The organism is Bradyrhizobium diversitatis (genome assembly GCF_016031635.1).
In the GTDB taxonomy this organism is placed as follows: Bacteria; Pseudomonadota; Alphaproteobacteria; order Rhizobiales; family Xanthobacteraceae; genus Bradyrhizobium; species Bradyrhizobium diversitatis.
This window is the reverse complement of the sequence record NZ_JACEGD010000011.1, coordinates 389,823-408,120: the sequence shown is the minus strand read 5'-3', so window position 1 is coordinate 408,120 and position 18,298 is coordinate 389,823. Positions and strand designations below refer to the sequence as shown.

At 63.8% G+C, this 18,298-nt stretch carries 18 protein-coding genes; 13 read left to right on the top strand and 5 right to left on the bottom strand.

Going from position 1 to position 18,298, the window contains the following annotated elements; all coding sequences use genetic code 11:
- Positions 1-6: 6 nt before the first annotated feature.
- The 4 genes from rseP (at position 7) to fabZ (ending at position 5,526) form a co-directional block, all read left to right on the top strand.
- Positions 7-1,158, top strand: coding sequence for an RIP metalloprotease RseP (gene rseP, locus H1B27_RS13995; protein ID WP_061879513.1), 1,152 nt, complete (start codon positions 7-9; stop codon positions 1,156-1,158).
- 176 nt (positions 1,159-1,334) lie between these two features.
- A complete protein-coding gene (gene bamA / locus H1B27_RS13990; protein ID WP_197966439.1) occupies positions 1,335-3,875 on the top strand; it encodes an outer membrane protein assembly factor BamA in 2,541 nt (846 codons plus the stop codon).
- A gap of 125 nt (positions 3,876-4,000) precedes the next feature.
- Entirely contained in the window at positions 4,001-5,068 is a 1,068-nt protein-coding gene (lpxD, locus tag H1B27_RS13985) for a UDP-3-O-(3-hydroxymyristoyl)glucosamine N-acyltransferase (protein ID WP_061879511.1), read from the top strand.
- The gene (fabZ, locus tag H1B27_RS13980; RefSeq protein WP_024341283.1) at positions 5,065-5,526 is read left to right on the top strand and encodes a 3-hydroxyacyl-ACP dehydratase FabZ; all 462 of its coding nucleotides are present in this window, start codon (positions 5,065-5,067) and stop codon (positions 5,524-5,526) included. The genes lpxD and fabZ overlap by 4 nt, the downstream gene beginning before the upstream one ends.
- A gap of 25 nt (positions 5,527-5,551) precedes the next feature.
- On the opposite strand, the gene H1B27_RS13975 is transcribed toward fabZ, so the two are convergent.
- Positions 5,552-5,872: a KTSC domain-containing protein gene (locus H1B27_RS13975; RefSeq protein ID WP_197966438.1), complete on the bottom strand. Its 321-nt coding sequence runs from the start codon at positions 5,870-5,872 to the stop codon at positions 5,552-5,554.
- 176 nt (positions 5,873-6,048) lie between these two features.
- Here H1B27_RS13975 and lpxA point away from each other — a divergent pair, with 176 nt between their 5' ends.
- The 3 genes from lpxA to lpxB are packed head-to-tail and all read left to right on the top strand — an operon-like array spanning position 6,049 to position 8,898.
- Complete coding sequence (gene lpxA / locus H1B27_RS13970) at positions 6,049-6,840, top strand: acyl-ACP--UDP-N-acetylglucosamine O-acyltransferase (RefSeq protein WP_197966437.1); 792 nt, start codon at positions 6,049-6,051, stop codon at positions 6,838-6,840.
- A 19-nt stretch (positions 6,841-6,859) separates the two neighbouring features.
- The gene (locus H1B27_RS13965; protein WP_197966436.1) at positions 6,860-7,717 is read left to right on the top strand and encodes an LpxI family protein; all 858 of its coding nucleotides are present in this window, start codon (positions 6,860-6,862) and stop codon (positions 7,715-7,717) included.
- A complete protein-coding gene (gene lpxB, locus H1B27_RS13960) occupies positions 7,714-8,898 on the top strand; it encodes a lipid-A-disaccharide synthase (RefSeq protein ID WP_197966435.1) in 1,185 nt (394 codons plus the stop codon). Before H1B27_RS13965 ends, lpxB begins: the two co-directional genes overlap by 4 nt.
- 138 nt (positions 8,899-9,036) lie before the next feature.
- Here the strand turns inward: lpxB and H1B27_RS13955 are convergent, their stop codons facing one another.
- A complete protein-coding gene (locus tag H1B27_RS13955; protein WP_061879507.1) occupies positions 9,037-9,540 on the bottom strand; it encodes a methyltransferase family protein in 504 nt (167 codons plus the stop codon).
- A gap of 246 nt (positions 9,541-9,786) precedes the next feature.
- On the opposite strand from H1B27_RS13955, the gene H1B27_RS13950 reads away from it, so the two are divergent.
- The 3 genes from H1B27_RS13950 (at position 9,787) to H1B27_RS40085 (ending at position 12,134) form a co-directional block, all read left to right on the top strand.
- Positions 9,787-10,764: an ABC transporter substrate-binding protein gene (locus tag H1B27_RS13950; RefSeq protein WP_197966434.1), complete on the top strand. Its 978-nt coding sequence runs from the start codon at positions 9,787-9,789 to the stop codon at positions 10,762-10,764.
- Between the two features lie 254 nt (positions 10,765-11,018).
- Entirely contained in the window at positions 11,019-11,369 is a 351-nt protein-coding gene (locus tag H1B27_RS41200; RefSeq protein WP_246515395.1) for a twin-arginine translocation signal domain-containing protein, read from the top strand.
- A gap of 609 nt (positions 11,370-11,978) precedes the next feature.
- The gene (locus H1B27_RS40085; RefSeq protein WP_246515393.1) at positions 11,979-12,134 is read left to right on the top strand and encodes a hypothetical protein; all 156 of its coding nucleotides are present in this window, start codon (positions 11,979-11,981) and stop codon (positions 12,132-12,134) included.
- 126 nt (positions 12,135-12,260) lie between these two features.
- On the opposite strand, the gene H1B27_RS13940 is transcribed toward H1B27_RS40085, so the two are convergent.
- From H1B27_RS13940 to gltX, 3 genes are all read right to left on the bottom strand, one after another.
- Positions 12,261-12,578 (bottom strand): hypothetical protein, encoded by a 318-nt coding sequence (locus H1B27_RS13940; RefSeq protein ID WP_197966433.1) that lies wholly within the window; start codon positions 12,576-12,578, stop codon positions 12,261-12,263.
- A gap of 202 nt (positions 12,579-12,780) precedes the next feature.
- Positions 12,781-14,085 carry a citrate synthase gene (gene gltA / locus H1B27_RS13935; RefSeq protein WP_124158115.1) on the bottom strand — a complete coding sequence of 435 codons (1,305 nt, stop codon included), beginning with the start codon at positions 14,083-14,085 and terminating at the stop codon, positions 12,781-12,783.
- Positions 14,086-14,229: 144 nt separating this feature from the next.
- A complete protein-coding gene (gene gltX, locus H1B27_RS13930) occupies positions 14,230-15,657 on the bottom strand; it encodes a glutamate--tRNA ligase (protein WP_197966432.1) in 1,428 nt (475 codons plus the stop codon).
- 143 nt (positions 15,658-15,800) lie between these two features.
- Between gltX and H1B27_RS13925 the strand changes: the two genes are divergently transcribed.
- The 3 genes from H1B27_RS13925 (at position 15,801) to H1B27_RS13915 (ending at position 18,290) form a co-directional block, all read left to right on the top strand.
- A complete protein-coding gene (locus H1B27_RS13925) occupies positions 15,801-17,477 on the top strand; it encodes a glutamine--tRNA ligase/YqeY domain fusion protein (RefSeq protein ID WP_197966431.1) in 1,677 nt (558 codons plus the stop codon).
- A gap of 7 nt (positions 17,478-17,484) precedes the next feature.
- Entirely contained in the window at positions 17,485-17,871 is a 387-nt protein-coding gene (locus H1B27_RS13920) for a YybH family protein (RefSeq protein WP_197966430.1), read from the top strand.
- 185 nt (positions 17,872-18,056) lie between these two features.
- The gene (locus tag H1B27_RS13915) at positions 18,057-18,290 is read left to right on the top strand and encodes a DUF2171 domain-containing protein (RefSeq protein ID WP_197966429.1); all 234 of its coding nucleotides are present in this window, start codon (positions 18,057-18,059) and stop codon (positions 18,288-18,290) included.
- Positions 18,291-18,298: the final 8 nt, after the last annotated feature.

Here is an 18,298-nt window from a genome sequence, read left to right as displayed (position 1 = left end):
AAATCGATGATCGACTTTTTCGTCCATAGTTTCAATACGTTGAGCCATGGGCTCCTCGGTTACGCAATTCCCTTCCTGTTCGTCCTGACCATCGTCGTGTTCTTCCACGAGCTTGGCCATTTCCTGGTCGCGCGCTGGGCGGGTGTTCGCGTGCTGACCTTCTCGCTCGGGTTCGGGCCTGAGCTGGTCGGTTTCAACGACCGGCATGGCACCCGCTGGAAGATCTCGGCGATCCCGCTCGGCGGCTACGTCAAGTTCTTCGGCGACGAGAGCGAGGCCTCGACACCGTCGTCACAGACGCTCGCGGCGATGACGGCCGAGGAGCGCGCCGGCAGCTTCCATCACAAGAAGGTCGGCCCGCGCGCGGCCATCGTCGCGGCCGGACCGATCGCGAATTTCATCCTGGGCGCGCTGATCTTCGCCGGCATGGCCCTTTATTACGGCAAGCCGAGCACGATCGCGCGTGTCGACGGCGTCGTCGCCGATGGCGCGGCGGCTGCGGCCGGCTTCAAGGTCGGGGACGTCGTCATCCAGATCGACGGCAAGCCGATCGAAAGCTTTGCCGACATGCAGCGAATCGTTGCGATGAACGCTGGTTCGGCGCTTGCGTTCCAGGTGAAGCGCGACGGCGCCATCGTCTCCCTGACCGCGACCCCGGCGCTGCTGGAGCGCAAGGATCCGTTCGGCAACAGCCATCGTCTCGGCGTGCTCGGTATCGAGCACAAGTCGCAGGCCGGAGAGGCCTCGACCGCGCCGGTCGGCGTCGGTGAAGCGCTCAAGATCGGGGTCGAGCAGGTCTGGTTCATCATCACCAGCACCTTCAAGTTCCTGGGCTCGCTGTTCGTCGGACAGGGTAATCCGAACGAGGTCAGCGGCGTCCTGGGAATCGCGAAGATGTCGGGGCAGGCGGCCAGCGCCGGGTTCCAGTTCGTGATCAATCTCTGCGCGGTGCTGTCGGTCTCGATCGGTCTTTTGAACCTGTTCCCGATCCCGCTGCTCGATGGTGGCCACCTGATGTTCTATGCGGCCGAGGTGGTCCGTGGCCGGCCCTTGTCCGAGCGAACCCAGGAGATGGGGTTCCGAATCGGGCTGGGTTTGGTCCTGATGTTGATGGTGTTTGCGACCTACAACGACATCCTGCGGATGGCCGCTTCCTGATAGAGGCTTTTTTGTGGCGTTGCTGTTCAGCAACGTCTTGGAATGAAATTGAAATCACGGCGCTTTCGGCCGTTTGCGCCGTCGGCGAAATTGGCTACAAGCGGCCTGAACTTGGGGAATCTCCAGACCGGCGTTGGGGTTGGGTCTGGCAGGGAATGATAAGGGCGCGTTGCGCGATGAAGTTTGGACTGCGACTCCGGGGGGGCTTGCTCGCAACCCTGATCATGTTCGGCGCGCCGGTGGTTGCCCCGGTTGGGGCTGTTTTCGTGTCTTCGTCTGCATTCGCTCAGACCGTCCAGTCGATCTCCGTCGAGGGAAATCGCCGGGTCGAGGTGGAGACGATCCGCTCCTATTTCAAGCCGGGTCCGGGCGGCCGCCTGGATCAGGCTGCCATCGACGACGGCCTCAAGGCGCTGATCGAGACCGGCCTGTTCCAGGACGTCAGGATCAACCGCGGTGCCGGCGGCCAGATCATCGTCTCCGTGGTGGAAAATCCGGTGATCGGGCGCCTCGCTTTCGAGGGCAACAAGAAGATCAAGGACGAGCAGCTCTCCGCCGAAGTCCAGTCCAAGGCGCGCGGCACCTTCTCCCGCGCCATGGTGCAGTCCGACACGCTGCGAATCGCCGAAATCTATCGCCGCTCCGGCCGCTACGACGTGCGCGTCACGCCCGAGGTCATCGAGCAGCCGAACAATCGCGTCGACTTGATCTTCACGATCGAGGAGGGCGCCAAGACCGGCGTCAAGTCGATCGAGTTCGTCGGCAACAACGCGTTCTCGTCCTACCGCCTCAGGGACGTCATCAAGACGCGCGAATCGAACCTGCTGAGCTTTCTCGCCAGCGGTGACATCTACGATCCCGACCGCGTCGAGGCCGACCGCGACCTGATCCGCCGCTTCTACCTCAAGAACGGCTTTGCCGATGTCCAGGTCGTGGCCGCGCTCACCGAATACGATCCGGAGAAGAAGGGCTTCAACGTCACCTTCAAGATCGAGGAAGGCGCGCAGTACCGCGTCGGCGCGGTCAACTTCCGCTCGAGCATTCCGAACTTCGATCCAACCTCGATGCGCGCCTATTCGCGCGTCAATGTCGGCTCGCTCTACAACGTCGAATCGGTCGAGAAGTCGGTCGAGGAGATGCAGATCGAGGCCTCGCGCCGCGGCTATGCCTTCGCCGTGGTCCGGCCCGGCGGCGATCGCAACTTCGAAGCGCACACCGTGTCCGTCGTCTTCAACATCGACGAGGGCCCGCGCACCTATATCGAGCGCATCAACCTGCGCGGCAACACCCGCACGCGCGACTACGTGATCCGCCGCGAGTTCGACATCTCGGAAGGCGATGCCTACAACCGCGCGCTGGTCGACCGTGCCGAGCGGCGCCTGAAGAACCTCGACTATTTCAAGAGCGTGAAGATCACGACCGAGCCGGGCTCGTCGAGCGACCGCGTCATCCTGATCGTCGACATGGAAGAGAAATCGACCGGCGACTTCTCGATCTCGGGCGGCTACTCCACCACCGACGGCGCGCTGGCCGAAGTGTCGGTCTCCGAGCGCAATCTGCTCGGCCGCGGCCTGTTCGCCAAGGCGTCGGTGACCTATGGCCAGTACGCCCGCGGCTACTCGCTGTCGTTCGTCGAACCGTACCTGCTCGACTACCGCGTTGCGCTCGGCCTCGACCTCTATCAGCGCCAGCAACTGGCCAACAGCTACATCTCCTACGGGACCAAGACGCTCGGCTTCTCGCCGCGCCTCGGCTTCTCCCTGCGTGAAGATCTGGCGCTCCAGCTGCGCTACTCGATCTACCAGCAGGAAATCACGCTGCCGAGCTACCTGGCGAACTGTAACAACGTGCAGTTCCTGCCTGATGGCAGCGCGAATCCGTTGTTCAACCCGAGCCCGGCCTTTGCCAATGCCAACGGTATCAGCCTTGCGTCGACGAACGGCCTCGGCTGCTACAACGATGGCGAAGCCTCGCTGCCGGTGCGCAAGGAGCTTGCCAACGGCAAGACCCTGACCTCGGCGCTCGGCTACACGCTCACGTACAACACGCTGGACAACAACAAGAACCCCACCGACGGTCTGCTCATCGACTTCCGGCAGGATTTCGCCGGCGTTGGCGGCGACGTCTCCTATCTGAAGACCGTGGCGGACGGAAAGTATTACACTCCGCTGGTGTCGGACATCGTCGGCATCGTCCGTCTCCAGGGCGGTATTCTGACCAAGGTGGGCAGCGACCTGCGCATGCTCGACCACTTCCAGATGGGCCCGAACCTCGTCCGCGGCTTTGCTCCGAACGGTATCGGCCCGCGCGACCTGAATCCGTTCGGTACCCAGGACGCGCTCGGCGGCACCAAGTACTGGGGCGCTTCGCTCGAACTGCAGATGCCGTTCTGGTTCCTGCCCAAGGAAGTGGGTCTGAAGGGTGCGGTTTATGCCGATGCCGGCGGCCTCTTTGATTACCAAGGGCCAACGAGCTGGACCACGACCAACGAGGTCAATGCGCCCGGCTGTATCCCGTCGACCATCAATCCGTCATCAGCGGGCACCTGCACCGGCCTCGTGTTTGACGACAGCAGGGTGGTCCGCACGTCGGTCGGTGTCGGCCTGATCTGGCAGTCGCCATTCGGCCCGCTGCGCTTCGACTACGCCGTGCCGCTTACCAAGGGCAAGTATGACCGCACGCAGGAGTTCCGGTTCGGCGGCGGCACCACGTTCTAGTTCGATCAGCACGGCACGATCCGGATCACTGGAGCCGGTTTCCGAAAGGGATCGTGCCAATCCAAGACATGAGGCATGATGCGGCCAGACCGCTTCATGCCGAAGCCGGACCGCGACGGGGTGGAATGGCGCAGCCGATCTTCTTCACAAAGCCGCCTGCCAAAGCGCTGGCCGATATCGCCACGCTGACCAAGGCGCAGCTGGTCGACCCCGAAAGGGGCGGCCATGTCATTACGGGCCTGGCGTCGCTCGACGAAGCCGGCCCGATGCATCTGGCATTCTTCGACAACCTCAAATATGCCGATCAGCTCAGGGCAACCAGGGCGGGCGCATGTCTGGTCAGCCAGCGTTTCGAGGCGGAGGTGCCCGCACATGTGGCCGTGCTGCGGGTGGCGCAGCCGTTCCGCGCCTTCGTCAGGATCGCGCGGGAATGGCACGGCGACGCGCTGCGGCCGCAATCCTGGGTCGGCAATGACGGTATCGCGCCCTCGGCGATCATCGATCCTTCGGCCCGGCTCGAGGACGGCGTGATCGTCGATCCCCTGGCCGTGATCGGCCCGGACGCCGAGATCGGCAGCGGCACCGTGATCGGCGTCGGAGCGGTGATCGGCCCCGGCGTCAAGATCGGCCGGGACTGCAATGTCGGCGCCCGTACGGCGATCCAGTGCGCCCTGATCGGCAACAACGTGCTGATCCATCCCGGCTGCTCGATTGGCCAGGACGGCTACGGCTTCATCTTCTTCGGCCCCGAGGGCCATCTGAAGGTGCCGCAGACCGGACGGGTGCTGATCCAGAACGACGTCGAGGTCGGCGCCAACACGACGATCGACCGCGGGTCCTTGCGGGACACCGTGATCGGCGAGGGGACCAAAATCGACAACCAGGTCCAGATCGGCCACAATGTGACGATCGGCCGGCACTGCCTGCTGGCGGCACAGATCGGCCTCGCAGGCAGCCTGACCATCGGCGACAACGTGGCGCTCGGAGCGAAGGTTGGCATCAACAATCACCTCAAGATCGGCGACGGGGCTCAGGTCACCGCCATGAGCGCGGTCAAGGACGACATTCCGCCGGGCGGCCGCTGGGGCGGGCATTTCGCCAAGCCGACCAAGCAATGGTTCAAGGAGATCATCGCGGTGGAGCGCCTGGTACGCGACAGCAAGGCCGATCCGAAGGACGAGGGACGGGAATGACGGCGGAATCACCTGTTAAGTTCGAGCTGGTGGATATCAACGCGATCCTCCAGACCCTGCCGCACCGTTTTCCGATGCTGCTCATCGACCGCGTGATCAACATCCGCGCCGATTACAGCGGCATCGGCATCAAGAACGTCACCTTCAACGAGCCGGCGTTCCAGGGGCATTTCCCCGAGCGCCCGGTCTACCCCGGTGTCATGATGATCGAGGCGATGGCGCAGACCGCGGGCGTGATCGGCATCAAGTCGGTCGAGGGCACCGAGAAGCCGCGGGCGGTGTATTTCCTCACCATCGACAAGTGCAAGTTCCGCAAGCCGGTGCTGCCCGGCGACACCATCGAATATCACATGCGCTCGCTCGGGCGCCGCAAGGCCATGTGGTGGTTTCACGGCGACGCCAAGGTCAACGGGCAGGTCGTCGCGGAGGCCGACGTCGGCGCCATGCTGACGGACTGAGCGGCCAAGCGCTCCCGCAGGCACTTCAGGCGGGACAATCGTAGCGGCTGCCGGCCGTCCCGCTCCTGATATTCTGGTTGAAGAACTGGCCCATGGACGGCGCGCCCAGGAGGCGTTCGACCGTGTCGGCCGTCACGCCGCAATAGCGGTCATAGGCGCCGTCAGCTGCGACGACGAGATCCTGCCGCGCGCGATCGTAACAGACCCGCTGAAGCACCGTGCTCCTCGTGATGTCGCGGCACTCGAACGTGCCGAGATCGATGAGCCGGCGTTCACCGGTCTCGACTGTCTCGGACACGATCGATGTACCCGCGAGCTGCGCAAGAAGGACCAGAGCCCTGACCACGATAGTTGAAGCTCCGCATGAACGTGTTGATGATCCGGCCGGACCGCTTCATCCGGCACTTGAAATACGCCGAGATGATACGTCACTGGACAGATCGGGCAAAGTCGCGCTAACCACCGGAAAACCAAGCGACTTCAACATATAACCAGACCTTCTTGACGAGTAAGATTGGCTTGATGAGCAAGATTGATCCCACCGCACGGATCGCGGACGGCGCCGTGATCGGCGAGGGCACCGAGATCGGACCCTATTGCATCATCGGCCCGAACGTCGTGATCGGCGCGAATTGCAGGTTGATCGGACAAGTCACCGTCATTGGCCACACTTCGCTCGGCGATGGCTGCGTGATCTCGCCGTTCGCAGTGCTCGGCGGCGCCCCGCAGGATCTCAGCTACAAGGGTGAGCCGACCCGGCTCGAGATCGGTTCTGGCTGCACCATCCGGGAAGGTGCGACGATGAATGTCGGCACCATCAAGGGCGGCGGACTGACGCGCGTCGGCAGCGGCGGCTACTTCATGAACAACAGCCATGTCGGCCATGACTGCATGGTCGGCGACAACGTGATCTTCGCGACGTCAGCAACGCTCGGCGGGCATTGCGAGATCGGCGACGCCGTTTATATCGGCGGCCTGTCTGCGGTGCACCAGTTCACCCGCATCGGCTCCTATGTCATGGTCGGTGGTGTCTGCGGTGTGCGCGACGACGTCATCCCCTATGGGCTCGTCAACGGCCAGTATGCCGTACTCGAAGGCCTCAACCTGATCGGCATGAAGCGTCGCAAGTTCACCAAGCAGCGGCTCGCGACCGTGCGCGCGTTCTACCAGAAGCTCTTCCACGGGCCCGGCACGTTCGCAGAGCGTCTGGAGGCGACGCGTCCGCTCGCCGGCGAAGACCCCGCGATCGCCGTAATCCTCGACTTTATCGGCAAGGGCAAGCGCCCGCTCTGTCTTCCCGCCATCGCGAAGTGAGTTCGGGATGGCCGCGGACATGACATCGGCGGCTTCGCAGGTTTCGTCACCGGTCGGCATCGTCGCCGGTGGCGGCGCCATGCCGTTCGCGGTCGCCGAGTCGCTCGCCGCGCACGGCATTACGCCGGTGCTGTTTCCGCTGCGCGGGGCCTGCGATCCCGTGCGGGTGGAGAAATTCCGCCATCGCTGGATCTCGGTCGGCCAGCTCGGCCGCGCGATGCGGCTGTTTCGCGAGGAGGGCTGCCGCGACCTGATCTTCATCGGCACGCTGGTGCGCCCGTCGCTGTCGGAGATCCGTTTCGACGTCAAGACGCTCCGCCTGCTCGGAAACGTCATCCGCGCCTTTCGCGGCGGCGACGATCATCTGTTGTCCGGTGTCGGCCGCCTCCTCGAGCAGGATGGCTTTCGCATGGTCGGCATCAAGGACGTCGCGCCGGATCTGCTGATGCCCGAGGGCTGCATCAGTCGCGCCTGGCCCAGCGACGCCAGCAAGGCCGATATCGAGCGCGGGCGAGCGGTGCTGACCGCGCTCGGTCCGTTCGACATCGGCCAGGCCGCGGTGGTGATCGACGGCCATGTCGTGGCGGTCGAGGACATCGAGGGCACCGACGCGCTGCTCGCCCGCGTCGCGCGGCTGCGTGAGGAGGGCCGCATTCGCGCCGCCACGGGACGCGGCGTGCTGGTGAAGGCGCCGAAGAGCGGCCAGGATCTGCGCTTCGACCTGCCGACGATCGGCCCGCGCACGATCGAGGGCGTCGCGGCCGCCGGCCTTGCGGGCATCGCCGTCATCGCCGGCAACACCATCGCCGCGGAGCCGCAAGCGATGATCGCGCTTGCCGACGCAAAATATCTCTTCATCATCGGCCTGCCCGCGTGATGCAGGGGCGCGATCCCATGCGCAAGATCTTCCTGATCGCCACGGAAGAATCCGGCGACCGGCTCGGCAGCGCCTTGATGAAGGTGCTGCGCCAGCGCCTCGGCGACGGCGTGCAGTTCGTCGGCGTCGGCGGCCGAACCATGGCGCGCGAGGGGCTCGAATCCTTGTTTCCGATCGAGGAGCTGTCGATCGTCGGCTTTGCCGCGGTGGTGCAGCAATTGCCGAAGATCCTGCGGCTGATCCGAAAGACCGCTGACGCCGTGGCCGAGGCCTTGCCCGACGTCCTCGTCATCATCGACAGCCCCGACTTTACCCATCGCGTCGCCCGGCGCGTGCGTTCGCGCAGTCCTGGAATCCCGATCGTCGATTACGTCTCGCCGCAGCTTTGGGCGTGGCGGCCGGGCCGCGCACGGACCATGCTCGGCTATGTCGACCATGTGCTCGGCCTGCTGCCGTTCGAGCCGGAGGAATACCGCAAGCTCGGCGGACCGCCCTGCAGTTATGTCGGTCATCCCCTGATCGAGCAATTGTCCTCGCTGCGGCCGAACGCAGAGGAGCAGGAGCGCCGCGACGGCGCGCCGCCGGTGCTGCTGGTGCTGCCCGGCAGCCGCCGCAGCGAGATCCGCCATCACCTCGACGTGTTCGGTGCGGCGCTCGGCCGGTTGCAGACGGAGGGGCGCACGTTCGAGCTGATGCTGCCGACCATGCCGCATCTTGAAGCCACCATCCGCGAGGGCGTCGCGAACTGGCCGGTCAAGCCGGAGATCGTGATCGGCGAGAACGAGAAGCGTGCTGCTTTCCGCTTGGCCCACGCCGCGCTGGCCAAGTCCGGCACGGTGACGCTCGAGCTCGCGCTGTCAGGCATTCCGATGGTGACGGCCTATCGCGTCGGCGCGATCGAGGCCTTCATCCTGCGCCGCGCGATCCGAGTCTCCTCGGTGATCCTGGCCAATCTCGTGATCGGCAAGGATGTCATTCCCGAATATTTGCAAGAGGACTGCACGCCGGAGAAACTGGCACCTGCGCTTCGGGACGTGCTGACGGAGTCTCCGCTGCGCCGGCAGCAGGTCGAGGCCTTCGCTCGGCTCGATGAGATCATGTCGACCGGCAACAAGTCGCCGAGCGCGCTCGCCGCCGACATCGTGCTCGCGACGATGGGCAAGGGCAGGCGAACGAGCTAGGGTGTCTCATAGACGTATGCTTGCGACGGCCAGGCGGAAGTCACTCGGCTTGGCCGCGATCCGCTTGTGGTCCAAGCCGACATGGGGCTTCCGACAGTGGCCTCAGCGAACGCGGTGCCCGTTGTCATGAGGCTCGCGTTACGGGACTCGCCATGGGGTCAGCCGTGGAACCCAGCGCGGGACGTTGGCCCGAAGGTCCTCGTACTGCGCACCAAACGTCTGCTTGAGCGTTGGCTCTTCATACACCAACACGAAGACGTGGAAAAAGAGCCAGAGCAGCGCGGCATACCAGAGGAGGCGCCAATCGCCGAATAAAAGTGCTTGACCAAAAATGACAGCGGAGACTCCGACGTAAATCGGATTTCGCACGTAGCGATAGAGACCGGTGACCACCAGCCTTTGTGTCGGCGCGATCGGGGCTGGCGTGCCCAGCCCCAGCAGTGCAAACCGCGCGAACGAATCCACAACTCCGGGCACTCCGGCAATGATCAGCATAAGTCCGATGGCGCGGGTCAGTTCAAAGCCGAAAAAAGCCGGCCGGAACTCCCAATGTGTGATCCACCATGGGACGAACCCCGCCAGCACCAAGGGCGCGACGACGAAGAACAGAGCAGAGCCCAATACCGCCATCGTTTTCGGCATGGCATTCCCGTCCTGTGGCAAGGCGGTCGGCAAAATTGAACCGTTGCATCATAGCGCCACGGCGAACGCGCCGCCACAAGACCTCGGTCGCGAACGGGGCACAGCGGAAGTTTATGCAGGTCCGAGTGTTGCAGAGGGCGACGCTCGTGACCCGTCTCCGAGTGACGGTTATTTCGCCGCTCAAACCATTCAAAATTCCGAGTTTCGCGCCATACTGTAGCGGTAGCGCGCCCGCGAGGTGACTGAATGAAACGCCGCGATTTTATCACGCTTCTCGGCGCTGCGGTGGTAGCCGCCTTGCCGCTCGCAGGCCACGCGCAGCAACCAATGGTGCCACGGGTCGGCTACGTCTGGAGCGGCGTTCGCGGGACTGATGTATACTACCAGACCGGATTCCGTCAGGGACTTGCGGACCTGGGATATGTCGTGGGGCGCAACCTGCTGCTCGAAGAACGCTACGCCGACGGAAAGCCGGAGCGCGTTCCTGCGCTGATCGCTGAACTGCTCACTCTTGACGTCGATGTTCTCGTGACTCCAGGCACACCCACTTCGCAGGCCGCGCAACGAGCAACATCCACAGTGCCGATCGTCTGCATGAGCGGAGATCCCGTCAGGGCCGGTCTTGTGGCAAGCCTTGCCCGGCCAGGCGGCAACATCACCGGACTCTCGCAGCTCTCCGGCGATTACGGCGTCAAGTGGCTGGAGCTTCTGAAGGAGGCGGCACCGAAAGCGCATCGTATCGCCGTGTTGTGGAATCCTGACAATCCGACGACTGCCAACCAAGTCGAACTCATGCAAAAAGCAGCACCTGGGCTCGGTCTCGAGTTGACAGTCCTCTCGGTGCGGCTGGCGGAAATCGAGAACAGCTTCGCCTCTCTGGCAGAGAGCGGCCTCGACGGCCTTGTCGTCACCGACGATCCATCGCTGATACCCCTCGTCCCGCAACTGATCGCGCTCACCGCAGAGCGGCGCTTGCCGGCGATCTATCCATTCCGCGATTCGGCTCAGAGAGGAGGACTGATGTCGTACTCGGCCAACCTTTTCAAACTATGGCAACGCGCCGCAGCCTATGTTGATCGTATTCTCAAAGGGGCGCGTCCGGCGGAGCTTCCCGTGCAGCAGACGACAGACGTGACCCTGAATATCAACCTCAAGACCGCTAAGGCGCTCGGTCTCGATATTCCAATAACGCTGCTCGCCCGCGCCGACGAGGTGATCGAATAGCGACGATAATTGCGGCGGTGCATGAGTCCGTCCTGTGACCCAAAGTCGATGTCACCGCTTTGATGGACACATGCGTTGTGCAAACACGGCGGGCGGTGGTCCCGCCGCTGCACAATTGGTCTGCTCGACTTACCATTGCTCTGAGTCAATCTCCTCGGCCTCCTCCTGCTGAAATGATTTCAACTGCAGCATGCAAGTAATCGGACGGCTCCGGCGCAATCGTGCCGAAACTTTCCCGCGAGGGAGGGGCCTCCATGGCTGACCATTCCACCATTCCGACTGAACCCTGCCCGGCGTCGCCGGGCCTAACGACTGCGATCACTCGCCGCTCGCTGCTTGGCAGGACCGGCATTGCGGTTGGCGCCGCCGTGCTTGCGACCGAGTATGCCCGGGTGCGCCCCGGCTGGCGCAGCCTGTGCGCGCGGATGCCCGACCGCTCGATGAGGCGTTCAGACACCGCGCCTTCGAAGTCCGCGGGGTCCGTGCGAGCAATAACGAAAAAATTCCCATCGCACCCCACCCGACGAATGGCGACGAGGCGCGCTACAGAAACAAGATCGGTTCCGATTCACGTGGCCTGCCGCACGACAAACGCGGCGAAGTGACACCAGAGGCTTGGCAGGCTCTCTATACCGCCTGCCAGTCGGGCGATCTCGCCGATTTCGAGAAGATCCCGCTCGGCGGCACCCGGTATCGTCCCCCTCGAACCCGTATCGGAAATCGAAAACCCAGGGCCGCGGCGGCGGCACCTTCGGCTTGCCCCACATTCAGACCCTGCTCGCCACGGGGATCAGTAACTCTGTCCGCGCGTCTTATTGGCAGAAGTATTTCGTACACCGGGCTGTGCGACCGGAAGCCTATGGCGCTCTGGCGCACCATCGTCTCGTCAATGGCGTGAGCGACTACCCGCTGCATGATGATTTCCTGCAATCGGACGTCCTCGCTCGCAGCAAAGCCAAACATGGCACTTATCTGTTGTCGCAGACCTATCCGGAGGGCGCGTCCTTCCACTCCACGTATTCCGGCGGGACCACGAGCGTTGGGGCGGTCACGGCTACCATATTGAAGGCATTCTTCGATGAGAGCCGCGTCATCGCCAACCCGGTCCAGCCCGATCCGGCCGACCCGACGAGGCTCGCGCCCTATGACGGCCCGCCACTCACGGTGGGCGGCGAGTTGAACAAGCTTGCCGTGAATTTCGGTTTCGGACGGAATTGGGCGGCATCCACTGGCGGTCCGACGCCGCCGCCTCGATGGCGATCGGTGAGGAAGTGGCGATCTGCATGTTGCGGGACGAGCGCGCTACCCTTCGCGAGCCGTTCGACGGCTTCTCCTTCACGCGTTTCGACGGCAGCCGCGTGACGATCTGACGGTAGACGGGCGGCATTGCCGCCGGGAGGCGCCGGTTCACCTGAGCGGAAGCGTTCATACCCGACGGCCTGCAGGCGAACGCCCGGCGCATCGCCTGCCAGACCACTGAATGGACGCCGGCTGGTCTACTTCGGGGCGCTGGTCTGACCACCCGAACCCGTGGTCTGCTCACGTCCCGGTCGGCCCGGAGGATGCGCAGAAGCGGCCGGCTTGTCCTGATCGGCCACGTATCCGGACTCTCCGGAGTTGCGGGTCTTGATCCCTTTGTCCGCATCACGCTGCATCTGCTCGTTGGGCTGACCAGGCTTGAGCCCTTGGTCCACGTCGCGGTTCATCTCCTCCTTGGTTTGCTCACTGGGTGCGGCCTTTTGCTGTTGGGCCGATGCTTGGAAGGTAATTGCGCTTGCGGCAACTACAATCAACGCGAGAATTGCTGTTCGCATGCTTCTTCTCCACGGCTTGCTCCAGCCCCTAAACGCGCGAACGTCCCGAGGTTTCCTAAGCTCCGATCGCTGCCCGGCGGATCGGCCCGGACGGCCAATCTACACTGAAAGGCCGTCACGAACCTCACAAGGGTACAGGTTGGGCAAACGAAAGCGGCGCCATCGTGAGATGGCGCCGTTTCGAAAGCCGTGACGGCCGAGCTTACTTGCGATCGCCGATCGGCACGTAATCGCGCTTGGTGACGCCGGTGTAGAGCTGGCGGGGACGACCGATCTTCTGCTGCGGGTCCTCGATCATCTCGCTCCACTGGCTGATCCAGCCGACGGTGCGGGCGACCGCGAACAGCACGGTGAACATCGAGACCGGGAAGCCCATCGCCTTCAGCGTGATGCCCGAATAGAAGTCGACGTTCGGGTAGAGCTTGCGATCGATGAAGTACTGGTCGCTGAGCGCGATCTTCTCGAGCTCCATCGCCACCTTCAGCATCGGATCGTCGCCATGGCCGGTCTCCTTGAGCACGGCGTGACACATCTTCTGCATGATCTTGGCGCGCGGATCGTAGTTCTTGTAGACGCGGTGACCGAAGCCCATCAGGCGGACTTCGGAGTTCTTGTCCTTCACCTTGGCGATGAACTCGGGGATCTTGTCGACCGTGCCGATGTCGTAGAGCATGTTGAGCGCGGCTTCGTTGGCGCCGCCATGCGCCGGGCCCCAGAGACAGGCGATGCCCGCCGCGATGCAGGCGAACGGGTTGGCGCCGGAGGAGCCGGCGATGCGCACGGTCGAGGTCGAGGCATTCTGCTCGTGGTCGGCGTGCAGGATGAAGATCTTCTCGAGCGCGTCGGCGAGCACGGGGCTCACCTTGTAATCCTCGCAAGGCACCGCGAAGCACATGTTCAGGAAGTTCTCGGCAAAGCCCAGCGAGTTCTTCGGATAGATGAAGGGCTGGCCGACGGTGTACTTGTAGGCCATCGCCGCCAGCGTCGGGATCTTGGCGATCATGCGCATGGACGCGATCATGCGCTGCTTCGGATCGTTGATGTCGGTGCTGTCGTGATAGAACGCGGCGAGCGCGCCGACGGCCGCAACCATGATCGCCATCGGATGGGCATCGCGGCGGAAGCCCTGGAAGAAGCGGGCCATCTGCTCGTGCACCATCGTGTGATGGGTCACGCGGTGGTCGAAATCCTTCTTCTGCGAGGCGGTCGGGAGGTTCCCGTAGAGCAGGAGATAGCAGGTCTCCAGGAAGTCGCCGTGCTCGGCGAGCTGCTCGATCGGGTAGCCGCGGTATTCCAGCACGCCCGCGTCGCCGTCGATATAGGTGATCTTGGACTGGCAGCTCGCGGTCGACGTGAACCCCGGATCGTAGGTGAACAGGCCGGACTGGCCGTAGAGCTTACCGATATCGACGACATCGGGCCCGACGCTGCCGCTGAGGATCGGAAGCTCGTAGTTCTTGTTTCCTACCGTCAGCGTGGCGGTCTTGTTGCTTGGTTTTGCGTCCATCGTAGTCCCCGATGTGTGGTGAAACGGGCCGGAGCCGGAGGCCCCTGGGAAGATCATGGGGGCAGGCCGGAAGTTCCAGAATGTACGGGGAGATGGGTATATTATTGCTGTGTGCGCTGCAAGATCGCCGCACGCATGATCGACTTACGTCGTAGACTGGTCCTTGAGCCGGCCAAGGCTCTCCTGGCGTCCCAGCACGTCCAAAACCTCAAATATACCAGGCGACGTCGTCCGCCCGGTGAGCGCCGCCCTGAGCGGCTGGGCAACCGCGCCGAGCTTGAGACTGTTTTCCTCGGCAAAGGCGCGGAGCGCCGCCTCCGTCGCGGCGCCGCTCCAGGTCTCGACTTTCTCCAGCGCGGAATGAAGCTGGCCGATCAGCTTGCGGTTCTCTTGTGTCAGCAGCGCCAGCGCTTTGGGATCGAGCGCCAGCGGCCGGTCGGCGAAGATGAAATGGGCGCCGTCGATCAGCTCGATCAACGTCTTGGCGCGCTCCTTGAGGGCCGGCATGGCCTTCAGAAGCTGCGCGCGCGTGGTGTCGTTCAGCTTGGCCTTGATCTCGTCACGGCTCGGCACGATGTGGTCGAGCACATCCTCGAACATCTTCACGAGTGCTTGATCATCGGCATGGCGGATGTAGTGACCGTTGAGGTTTTCCAGCTTGGCGAAATCGAAGCGGGCGGCGGCGCGGCCGACGCTGGCGAGGTCGAATGCCGCGATCATCTCCTCGGTCGAGAAAATCTCCTGGTCGCCATGGCTCCAGCCGAGCCGGACGAGGTAGTTGCGCAGCGCAGCCGGCAGGTATCCCATGGCGCGGTAGGCATCGACGCCGAGCGCGCCATGGCGCTTGGACAGTTTCGAGCCGTCCGGGCCATGGATCAGCGGGATGTGGGACATGCTCGGGAGCGCCCAGCCCATCGCATCGTAGATCTGCTTCTGGCGCGCGGCGTTGATGAGGTGGTCGTCGCCGCGGATCACATGAGTGACGCCCATGTCGTGGTCGTCGACCACCACGGCGAGCATGTAGGTCGGGTTGCCATCGCCGCGCAGCAGGACGAGATCGTCGAGGTTCTCGTTCTGCCAGACCACGCGTCCCTGGACCTGGTCCTCGATCACGGTTTCGCCGGTCTGTGGCGCGCGCAGGCGGATGGTGGGCTTCACGTCTGCGGGGGCCGTCGCGGGATCGCGGTCGCGCCACATGCCGTCATAGAGGCGGGTGCGCCCTTCGGCGCGCGCCTTCTCGCGCATGGCGGCGAGCTCCTCGGCCGTGGCGTAGCAGCGGTAGGCCTTGCCGTCGGCCAGCAGCTGCTCGGCGACCTCGCGGTGGCGGGCGGCGCGGGCGAACTGGTAGATGACCTCGCCGTCCCAGCCGAGCTCCAGCCATTTCAGGCCGTCGAGGATGGCGGCGATGGCGGCCTCGGTGGAGCGCTCCCGGTCGGTGTCCTCGATCCGGAGCAGCATCTTGCCGCCGTGCTTCTTCGCATAGAGCCAGTTGAACAGCGCCGTGCGGGCCCCCCCGATATGGAGGAAGCCGGTCGGCGAGGGAGCGAAGCGGGTGACGACGGAAGCGGTCATTCTTGGCAGGGCCTATGCATGGGAGGCGGTGGTGTATAGCAGGACCGGAGCATAACTAAAGCCCGGCGGCGGACATGCTAGGCCTTGGCTCAGCCACGCGAATTTGGCAGAAGGGCCGCTGATTTCCCTACAGGATTTTCGTGATGACAGAACCGGTGGCGACTGAGGTTGGGCGCGATTTCATTCGTGACATCGTCCAGGCCGACCTCGATCAGGGCAAATACAAGGAGATCGTGACCCGGTTCCCGCCGGAGCCGAACGGCTATTTGCACATCGGCCACGCCAAGTCGATTGCGCTCAACTTCGGCATCGCCCAGGAGTTTCCGGGCCGCTGCCATCTGCGCTTCGACGATACCAACCCGGTCAAGGAAGAGCAGGAATATATCGATTCCATCCAGGCCGACGTGCGCTGGCTCGGTTTCGACTGGGGCCAGAACGTTTTCTTCGCCTCGGACTATTTCGACCGCCTGTACGAATGGGCGGAGCAGCTGATCCGCGACGGGCTCGCCTATGTCGACGACCAGACCCAGGAGGAGATCCGCCTCTCGCGTGGCACGCTGACCGAGCCCGGCAAGAACTCGCCGTTCCGCGACCGCAGCGTGGAGGAGAACCTCGACCTGTTTCGCCGCATGAAATCAGGCGAATTCCCCAACGGCGCGCGCGTGCTGCGGGCCAGGATCGACATGGCCGCGGGCAACATCAACCTGCGCGATCCCGTGCTGTACCGCATCCTGCACGCGCACCATCCGCGCACCGGCACCAAGTGGAACATCTATCCGAGCTACGACTATGCGCATGGCCAGTCGGACGCGATCGAGGGCATCACGCATTCGATCTGCACGCTGGAGTTCGAGGACCACCGGCCGCTCTACGACTGGTTCATCGAGAAGCTGCCGGTGCCGTCCAAGCCGCACCAGTACGAATTCGCGCGGCTGAACCTGACCTACACGCTGCTGTCCAAGCGCGTGCTGACCCAGCTCGTCCGCGACGGCCATGTCGCGGGCTGGGACGATCCGCGCATGCCGACAATGGCGGGCATGCGCCGCCGCGGCGTGCCGCCGGCGGCCTTGCGCGAATTCGTCAAGCGCATCGGCGTTGCGAAAGCCAACAGCGTGGTCGATGTCGGCATGCTCGAATTCTGCATCCGCGAGGAGCTGAACCGCACGGCGCAGCGGCGCATGGCGGTGCTGAAGCCGCTGAAGGTCGTGATCGAGAACTATCCGGAAGGGCAGACCGAGGAGCTCGAGGCGATCAATCACCCGGATGATCCATCGGCAGGCACGCGGAAAATCACGTTCGGCCGCGAGCTCTACATCGAGCAGGACGACTTCATGGAGAACCCGCCGAAGAAGTTCTTCCGCCTGTCCCCCGGCAACGAGGTGCGGCTGCGCTATGCCTATTTCGTCAAGTGCACCGGCGTGATCAAGAACGACGTGGGTGAAGTGGTAGAGCTGCGCTGCACCTACGATCCCGCGACCAGGGGCGGCAACGCTCCCGACGGCCGCAAGGTCAAGGCGACCATGCATTGGCTTCCGGCGGCTGCCTCGAAGCCGGCGGAGATCCGCATCTACAACCAGCTATTCGCAAATCCGAGCCCGGATGCTTCGAACTTCGCGGCCGACCTCAATCCGAATTCGCTGGAGATCCTCGCCGATGCGCGGGTCGAGGCTTCCGTCGCGGACAGCAATTCGACCGCGCCGATGCAGTTCGAGCGCCAGGGCTACTTCGTGCGCGACAAGGACTCGACCCCCGGCAAGCCGGTGTTCTCGCGCACCATAGGCCTGCGCGACACGTTCGCGAAGGAAGTCGCGAAAGGTTGATGCGCCCATGAGCAGCGAAGCCGACGCCATCGTTTCCGCTGTCATCGCGAAATGGTGCGCAGGCTTTGCCAAGCTCGACGCCGTGGCGCTGTCGTCGCTATACGCGAAGAACGCGTTCTTCTTCGGCTCCAACCCGAAACTCTATCGGGGCAGGGGCGGCGTCGCTGACTATTTCGATGGGTTGCCGCGATGGCGCAAGCCGAGCGCGGCCTTTTCCGACGTGCAGGCGGCGCAGGCCGGCCCCGATCTGATCAACATGGCCGCGACCATCGCGTTCGATCTTGCCGGCGAGCGCCCCGCTCTCGTCGTCAAGATGAGCTGGGTCCTCATCCGCGAGGACGGCGAGTGGAAGATCGTCAATCATCATGCCTCGTCGCAGGCGCCGCTGATCTAGCGATCGCGCTTAACCAACCGGTTTCGTCATTCCGGGGCGCGACAAAGTCGCGAGCCCGGAATCCATAACCACCAGCGTGAATATGGATTCCGGGCTCGCGCCAAGTGGCGCGCCCCGGAATGACGGAAGGATACGAACCGAAGCTCTCTCCGCGCGTTGAGGTGGCTCCAACCAAGGATCCCGCCATGCAGAACATCGCAGAGCATATGGAAGTCATCGGCGCCGACGGCGTCCACATCGGCACCGTCGATCGCGTCGAGGGCAACCGCATCAAGCTGACCAAGAAGGACAGCGGCGAGGGCAGCCACAAGGGGCACCATCATTTCATCGACAAGGGCCTCGTTGCCGACGTCGAAGGCAACAAGGTCCGGCTGTCGGCCAACGCCTCGGTCGCGGTGACGATGGAAGAGGAAAAGTAGCGCGCTAC

Excerpts from the sequence above, each read along its gene's own strand:
- lpxA (WP_197966437.1), top strand. The coding sequence starts at position 6,049 with ATGAGCAAGATTGATCCCACCGCACGGATCGCGGACGGCGCCGTGATC.
- H1B27_RS13950 (WP_197966434.1), top strand. The coding sequence starts at position 9,787 with ATGAAACGCCGCGATTTTATCACGCTTCTCGGCGCTGCGGTGGTAGCC.
- H1B27_RS13920 (WP_197966430.1), top strand. The coding sequence starts at position 17,485 with ATGAGCAGCGAAGCCGACGCCATCGTTTCCGCTGTCATCGCGAAATGG.
- H1B27_RS13965 (WP_197966436.1), top strand. The coding sequence starts at position 6,860 with ATGACATCGGCGGCTTCGCAGGTTTCGTCACCGGTCGGCATCGTCGCC.
- H1B27_RS13955 (WP_061879507.1), bottom strand. The coding sequence starts at position 9,540 with ATGCCGAAAACGATGGCGGTATTGGGCTCTGCTCTGTTCTTCGTCGTC.
- gltX (WP_197966432.1), bottom strand. The coding sequence starts at position 15,657 with ATGACCGCTTCCGTCGTCACCCGCTTCGCTCCCTCGCCGACCGGCTTC.
- rseP (WP_061879513.1), top strand. The coding sequence starts at position 7 with ATGATCGACTTTTTCGTCCATAGTTTCAATACGTTGAGCCATGGGCTC.
- lpxD (WP_061879511.1), top strand. The coding sequence starts at position 4,001 with ATGGCGCAGCCGATCTTCTTCACAAAGCCGCCTGCCAAAGCGCTGGCC.
- H1B27_RS13915 (WP_197966429.1), top strand. The coding sequence starts at position 18,057 with ATGCAGAACATCGCAGAGCATATGGAAGTCATCGGCGCCGACGGCGTC.
- H1B27_RS13925 (WP_197966431.1), top strand. The coding sequence starts at position 15,801 with ATGACAGAACCGGTGGCGACTGAGGTTGGGCGCGATTTCATTCGTGAC.
- H1B27_RS41200 (WP_246515395.1), top strand. The coding sequence starts at position 11,019 with ATGGCTGACCATTCCACCATTCCGACTGAACCCTGCCCGGCGTCGCCG.
- bamA (WP_197966439.1), top strand. The coding sequence starts at position 1,335 with ATGAAGTTTGGACTGCGACTCCGGGGGGGCTTGCTCGCAACCCTGATC.
- fabZ (WP_024341283.1), top strand. The coding sequence starts at position 5,065 with ATGACGGCGGAATCACCTGTTAAGTTCGAGCTGGTGGATATCAACGCG.
- gltA (WP_124158115.1), bottom strand. The coding sequence starts at position 14,085 with ATGGACGCAAAACCAAGCAACAAGACCGCCACGCTGACGGTAGGAAAC.
- H1B27_RS13940 (WP_197966433.1), bottom strand. The coding sequence starts at position 12,578 with ATGCGAACAGCAATTCTCGCGTTGATTGTAGTTGCCGCAAGCGCAATT.